The following is a 5,812-nucleotide window of genomic DNA, read 5'->3' as shown; positions in this document are numbered from 1 at the left end:
GCGGCGGCGGCGATGATCGGCGCGCGCCTGCGCGCCGGGGCGCCGGGCCTCTACCTCTGGGGCGGAGAGCCGACAGTGGTTCTGCCCGAGCGGCCCGGGCGCGGCGGGCGCAACCAGGCGCTGGCGCTGGCGCTCGCGCGCGAGATCGCGGGGCGGGCGGGCATGACGGCCCTCATCGCGGGCACGGACGGCACCGACGGGCCGACCGACGCCGCCGGCGCCTTCGCCGGGGCCGCGACCTGGGGGCCGGGGGCGGCGGAGGCCCTCGCCCGTGCCGACAGCGGCACATGGCTCGCCGCGCGCGGCGCGCTCTTCGCGCCGGGCCCGACGGGCACGAACGTCATGGACCTCGCCCTTGCGCTCGTGGAGGCGTGATGCGGCTCTTCCTGTCGATCCCTGTCCCGGAGGAGGCGGCCGACCTTCTGGAGGATCTGCAGACCGACCTGCCCGCCGGCCGCCCGGCGGACCCGGATCAGTTCCACCTGACGCTCGTCTTCCTTGACGAGCAGCGCGAGGAGACGGCGCAGGCCATCCACGAGGCGATGGAGCACCTGCGCGCCGAACCGGTCGAGATCCGTCTTTCGGGGCTCGAGCTTTTCGGGGGGCGGGCACCGCGCACGCTCGTCGCCGGCGTCGCAGAGCCCGCGCCCTTGCGCGCGCTGCAGTCCAGGGTGCTCGCCCGGCTGCGCGCGGCCGGCGTCGCGCCCGAGCGGCGGCGCTTCCGGCCGCATGTCACGCTCGCGCGGTTCGGCGACCTGCGGCGGCATGAAAAGACCCGTCTCGAGCGATTCCTGACGGAAAACGCCCATTTCGAGGCGCCGCCCTTCACCGCGCGGGCCGTTGAGCTCGTGCACTCCACCCTCGGGCGCAAGGGCGCGCGTCACGAGGTGCTCGCCGCCTATCCGCTGAAGGCTGTCCGGCCCGCTTGACAAACCGCACCGCCCCGCGCGACACCTGAGATCGCTTCGGTTCCGCCGTCACGCGCGGCGGATGAAAAGGGAACGCGGTGCGGGGGTCTCCCCCCAAAGCCGTGGCTGCCCCCGCAACTGTGAGCGGCGAGCGACACCGGCACACGCCACTATCGCCCCGGCGATGGGAAGGCCCGGTCGAGCGAGGACCCGCGAGCCAGGAGACCTGCCGAGGCGATCACCCTGTCCGGGTGCGGGGCGCGCTCAGGGCAACGGACCCTTCCGTCGTGGTGATGCGCCTTGTTCACCGCCGTCGGAGGGGTGTCTCCCCCCGACGGCACAGCGATCCGTCCGGCGGCGCGCCGGGGGAGGGAGAGGCATGACGACACGCAAGGCCCGTCCGGCCTCGGCGGCGCTCGGTGCGGTGTCCCTTCGGCCCGACCGGGGGGCGCCGGGTCGCAGGCGCTGCCACGGTGCGGCACGGCGCGGTGCCGCGACAGGGCAGGCGGTCGGACTGTGGCATCGCGCGCAGGCCCGCGCACCCCTCAGTGCCGAGGTCGCGGGCCGTGACAGCCGGCTGCCGCCGGAGGCGCCCGCCATTGCGCGGCCCGGCCCGCTGGTGGCGCGGCATGTCTGGCCGGGCATCTCCCGCAGGGAGGCGATCCTCGCGCGTCGCGCGGCCCTCGGCGCCACGCGCCGGGCGGTGACGGGCCACGACCGGATGCGCGCGCCCCATGCGCGCCGCGCCGCCGCGCGTTGCGCCCGGCCGCGGGAGGGCGCGGAATGAGCCGGCTCGCCCTCGCACTCGGGGCCCTGGTGGCGGCGCTCTTTCTCGCCTCCCTCGTCGTCGGCCCCGCCGAGGCCGGCGCGGGGCAGAGCCTGCGCGCCCTCGTCCTCGGAGACGGCACGCCGCTCACGCTCGTCATGCGCGAGATCCGGCTGCCGCGGGCGCTTCTCGCGGTGACGGTCGGCGTGGCGCTCGGCGTGTCCGGGGCGGCGATGCAGGGCTACCTCCGCAATCCGCTGGCCGAGCCGGGGCTGCTGGGCGTCTCCGGCTCCGCGGCGCTGGGCGCGGTGGTCGCGATCCACACCGGGCTTGCCGCGGCGCAGCCGCTCGGCCTGCCGCTCGCGGCGCTCCTCGGGGCGGGGATAGGCGTCGGGCTCCTCGCGGCGCTGGCGGGGACGCGGGGTGGTTCGCTGACGCTGATCCTCGCGGGGATCGCGCTCTCGGCGCTCGCCGGGGCGCTCACCTCGCTCGCGCTCAATCTTTCGCCGAATCCCTTCGCCGCGAACGAGATCGTCTTCTGGATGATGGGCTCGCTCGCCGACCGCTCGATGACCCACGTCTGGCTCGCCGCCCCGCTGGTGGCCGTCGGGGGCGCTGTCCTGGTCACCCTCGGGCGCGGGCTCGACGCGCTGACGCTCGGCGAGGATGCGGCGGCGGCGATGGGCTACGGCATGGGCCGGTTGCAGGTGGCGCTGGTGGTGGGCACCGCGCTTGCCGTGGGCGCGGCGACGGCGGTGGCCGGCGCGATCGGCTTCGTCGGACTGGTCGTGCCGCACCTTCTGCGCCGCCTCGTCGGCGCGCAGCCCTCGCGGCTCCTCTGGGCGAGCGCGCTGGGCGGCGCGGCCATGGTGCTCGCCGCCGACATCGCGGTGCGCGTCGTGCTGCCCGAGCGCGACCTGAAACTCGGCGTGCTGACGGCGATCGTGGGCGCGCCGCTGTTCCTGCATCTCGTCTACCGCACGCGGAGGGATCTCGGATGACCGCGCTCGCGCTTCGCAACCTCTCCGTCACGCTGCGGGGCCGCGACGTGCTCCGCGACGTGTCGCTCTCGGTCGCGCAGGGCGAGGTGGTTGGACTGATCGGCCCCAACGGCGCCGGCAAGACGACGCTGATGCGCGCCGCGCTCGGCCTTATCCCTTTCGCGGGCGAAAGCGATCTTGCCGCGTGTCCGCCATCCGAGCGTGCGCGCCGCGCCGCCTGGTTGCCGCAGGCGCGCGAGATCGCCTGGCCGATGACGGTGGAGCGGCTGGTCACCCTCGGCCGCCTGCCGCACCTCGGCCCGGGACAGAGCGTCGGGCCGGAGGACCGCGCGGCGGTCGACCGGGCGCTGGATCGGCTGGGCCTCGACCCGTTTCGCGACCGGGCCGCGACCCGCCTCTCGGGCGGCGAGCAGGCGCGCGCGCTGATCGCTCGCGCGCTCGCGCAGGAGACGCCGCTCCTGCTGGCCGACGAGCCGATCGCGGGGCTCGACCCGGCGCATCAGATCGGCGCGATGCAGACCTTCGCCGCGCTCGCCGGCGAGGGGCGCGCGGTCGTCGTCTCGCTCCACGATCTCGGGCTCGCCGTACGGCACTGCACGCGGCTCGTCCTTCTGGGCGGCGGGCGCGTGGTGGCCGACGGGCCGCCCGGCGAGGTGCTGACGCCCGCGCGGCTCGCCGAGGTGTTCCGCATCCGCGCCTTTCACGCCGACTCCGAGTATGGCCCGGTCTGGCAGGCGCTCGACGTGCTGGAGGAGGCGTGATGGAGTTTTCCGCGCTCGCCGGTTTCCTCGAACGGGGCGGTCCGGCGCTCTGGGCGATCGCCGCGCTCTCGGTGCTGACGCTGGCGCTCATCCTCTGGAAGATTGCGGCGCTCCTCGGCGCGGGCGCCTGGCGGCGCGGCGGCGTGGAGCGCGCGGTTGCCGCCTGGGGCCGGGACGGTGCGGCCGCCCGCGCGGCGGCCGAGGCCGCGGGCGGCGTGCGCGCGCGGGTGGCGGGCGCCGCGATGGCCGCGCTGGAGCGCCTGCCGGCCGCCGCCGCGCGGGAGGAGACCGCCCGCGTCGCCCGCGCCGAGCTCGCCCGCCTGCGCGAGGGGCTGCGCGCGCTGGAGCTCATCGCCACCATCGCGCCGCTTCTCGGCCTGCTCGGCACCGTCATGGGCATGATCGAGGCGTTTCAGGCGCTGCAGGCCACCGGCGCGCGCGCCGATCCCGCCGTCCTCGCCGGCGGCATCTGGGAGGCGCTCCTGACCACCGCTGCCGGCATGGCCGTGGCGATCCCGGCCGCCGCCGCGCTCACCTGGTTCGAGAGCGTGGCCGAACGCGTGCAGACCGATCTCGAGGATCTGGCGACGCGGCTCTTCCTCGCCGGGGAGGAGGCATGACGCTCGCGCTCGACCCGCCCCGCCGCGCCCGGCGTCCGAGCCTGACGCCCATGGTCGACGTGGTCTTTCTGCTCCTCGTCTTCTTCATGCTCGCCGCGCGGATCGGGCAGGAGGGCGCGCTCACGCTCGCCACCGGCGGGGGGAGTGGCGCCTACGAGGGCCCGCCGCGCCTCGTCACCATCCGGCCCGGCGGCGTGGCGCTCAACGGGGCGGCGGTGCCGGTGGCGGCGCTGCCCGACGAACTTCGCGAGCTCGGCGGCGGACCGGGGCGCACGGTCGTGCTGCGCGCGGCGGAGGGGGCGGACCTGCAGCGCCTCGCCGAGGTGACGGGCGCGCTCACGGCCGCCGGTTTCGACCGGCTGGTGCTTGTGGAATGAGCGGGGCGTTCGCCTTCGAGCGCGGGGCGCGAGGCCTCGGCCTGCCCCGCCCGCCGCGGCGGCGCGCCGCCGAGAGCGTCGTGCCGATGATCAACGTGGTGTTCCTGCTGCTGATCTTCTTCCTGATGACGGCCGAGATCGCGCCGCCCCCGCCGCTCGAGGTCGCGCCGCCCGCGGCCGAGGCCCCGCCGGGTGCCGGCGGCGAGGCGGCGCTGCACGTCGGGGCGGACGGGCGCCTCGCCTATCGCGACGCGCGGGACGAGGCCGTGTGGACCGCGCTCGCCGCGCGGGAGGGCGAGGGGCCGGTGCCGCTCCGTGCGGACGCGGGGCTGCCGGCGGCGGAACTCGCCGCGCTCCTTGGCCGGCTCGCGGCGGCCGGCGTGGCCGAGGTCGATCTGGCGGTGGTGTCGCGATGAAGGGAGCGGTGGGCTTCGCGGCCTTCCTGGGCGTGTCGGTGGCGCTGCACCTTGCCGCGTGGCAGGGCGTGGCGCCCTCGGGCGGGGGGGGCGGCGCCCCGCCGCCCGGGGCCGCGCAGCCCTCCGTCGCCGCTGCCTCGCCCGAGATCGCGGCGCTCGCCGAGGCCTGGCGCCGCCCGCCGGAGGTGCAGACCGCCGCGCGCCCGCCCGAGTCCCCGCGATCGGAGGCGCAGCCGGCGTCCCCTCCGCCCCCCACGGACGATGTGCCGCGGCGCACGTCGCCCGCCGCGCCGTCCGCCACGCTGCCGCCCGCGGCGCCGGACCTGCCCGACAGGGCGCCCGCGCAGGCGTCCGAGGCCCCCGCGGCGCCGAAGGCGCCGGAGGCGGTTTCCGCCGGGGATCGGCCCGCGGCGCCCGGCGCATCGTCGGCGCCCTCTCGCGGCGTGCCGGAGGCGCCGACCGCCGCGGCGCGCCCCGACATGCCGGCGCTGCCTGCGCCCGCGTCGCGGCAGGACCCGCCGGAGGCGTCATCGCCGCCGGTGCCCGCGCCGCCGGAGAGTCCGGACGCCGACAGTACGCCGCCCGACCGGCCACGCGCCGATAGCGCGCCGTCGCAGCAGGCCCCGGCGCCCCCGCGCCCGGCCTCGTCCGAGGGGCCGGCCGTGGCGGATCGAAGCGTCCCGCCGCCAGCCGACACGGGCCCCGCGCCGCGCGTCTCGCGCCGGCCGGCCCCGCGCCCCGACGGTGTCCGCCCCGCCCCGCGCGCGACCGCTTCGGCGCCCGCCCGGCAGGGGGCCGAGACGCGCGAGCCCGAGCGGCAGGCGGACGCCGCCGGCACGGGCCAGGGCAGCGAGGCGCTCGGCGCCGGCGCGCGACAGCAGCTGATGGCGGCCTGGGGCGGGCGGATCGTGTCGCACCTCGAGCGCGCCAAGCGTTATCCGCGCGGGGCCCGCACCGACGGTG

7 protein-coding genes, 1 pseudogene and 1 riboswitch are annotated in these 5,812 nt (G+C 77.7%); all 8 genes and pseudogenes read left to right on the top strand.

Features of this window, described 5'->3' with window-relative positions:
* A partial coding sequence (locus tag ACESL7_RS12125; RefSeq protein ID WP_372893578.1) for an MOFRL family protein occupies positions 1 to 375 on the top strand: 375 nt, incomplete at its 5' end.
* Positions 375 to 929 (top strand): RNA 2',3'-cyclic phosphodiesterase, encoded by a 555-nt coding sequence (thpR, locus tag ACESL7_RS12120; RefSeq protein WP_372893577.1) that lies wholly within the window; start codon positions 375 to 377, stop codon positions 927 to 929. The genes ACESL7_RS12125 and thpR, both read left to right, overlap by 1 nt.
* Before the next feature lie 20 nt (positions 930 to 949).
* A riboswitch (cobalamin riboswitch) is annotated at positions 950 to 1,156 on the top strand.
* 535 nt (positions 1,157 to 1,691) lie between these two features.
* Positions 1,692 to 2,675, top strand: a complete 984-nt coding sequence (locus ACESL7_RS12115) for a FecCD family ABC transporter permease (RefSeq protein WP_372893576.1) — start codon at positions 1,692 to 1,694, stop codon at positions 2,673 to 2,675.
* Positions 2,672 to 3,436: an ABC transporter ATP-binding protein gene (locus ACESL7_RS12110; protein WP_372893575.1), complete on the top strand. Its 765-nt coding sequence runs from the start codon at positions 2,672 to 2,674 to the stop codon at positions 3,434 to 3,436. The genes ACESL7_RS12115 and ACESL7_RS12110 overlap by 4 nt, the downstream gene beginning before the upstream one ends.
* Positions 3,436 to 4,056: a MotA/TolQ/ExbB proton channel family protein gene (locus tag ACESL7_RS12105; protein ID WP_372893574.1), complete on the top strand. Its 621-nt coding sequence runs from the start codon at positions 3,436 to 3,438 to the stop codon at positions 4,054 to 4,056. Before ACESL7_RS12110 ends, ACESL7_RS12105 begins: the two co-directional genes overlap by 1 nt.
* On the top strand, positions 4,053 to 4,433 hold the full coding sequence (locus ACESL7_RS12100) for an ExbD/TolR family protein (RefSeq protein ID WP_372893573.1): 381 nt from the start codon (positions 4,053 to 4,055) through the stop codon (positions 4,431 to 4,433). The genes ACESL7_RS12105 and ACESL7_RS12100 overlap by 4 nt, the downstream gene beginning before the upstream one ends.
* A complete protein-coding gene (locus tag ACESL7_RS12095) occupies positions 4,430 to 4,849 on the top strand; it encodes an ExbD/TolR family protein (protein WP_372893572.1) in 420 nt (139 codons plus the stop codon). The genes ACESL7_RS12100 and ACESL7_RS12095 overlap by 4 nt, the downstream gene beginning before the upstream one ends.
* Positions 4,846 to 5,812, top strand: a pseudogene (locus ACESL7_RS12090) (hypothetical protein); the annotation flags it as partial. The gene ACESL7_RS12095 and the pseudogene ACESL7_RS12090, both read left to right, overlap by 4 nt.

This window comes from Rhodosalinus sp., from assembly GCF_041685465.1.
GTDB lineage: Bacteria > Pseudomonadota > Alphaproteobacteria > Rhodobacterales > Rhodobacteraceae > Rhodosalinus.
This window is presented reverse-complemented; position numbering and strand designations above follow the sequence as displayed.

What these genes read in the sequence shown, in the direction of transcription:
- ACESL7_RS12100 (WP_372893573.1), top strand. Translation starts at nt 4,053, where the DNA reads ATGACGCTCGCGCTCGACCCGCCCCGCCGCGCCCGGCGTCCGAGCCTG.
- ACESL7_RS12105 (WP_372893574.1), top strand. Translation starts at nt 3,436, where the DNA reads ATGGAGTTTTCCGCGCTCGCCGGTTTCCTCGAACGGGGCGGTCCGGCG.
- ACESL7_RS12095 (WP_372893572.1), top strand. Translation starts at nt 4,430, where the DNA reads ATGAGCGGGGCGTTCGCCTTCGAGCGCGGGGCGCGAGGCCTCGGCCTG.
- ACESL7_RS12110 (WP_372893575.1), top strand. Translation starts at nt 2,672, where the DNA reads ATGACCGCGCTCGCGCTTCGCAACCTCTCCGTCACGCTGCGGGGCCGC.
- ACESL7_RS12115 (WP_372893576.1), top strand. Translation starts at nt 1,692, where the DNA reads ATGAGCCGGCTCGCCCTCGCACTCGGGGCCCTGGTGGCGGCGCTCTTT.
- thpR (WP_372893577.1), top strand. Translation starts at nt 375, where the DNA reads ATGCGGCTCTTCCTGTCGATCCCTGTCCCGGAGGAGGCGGCCGACCTT.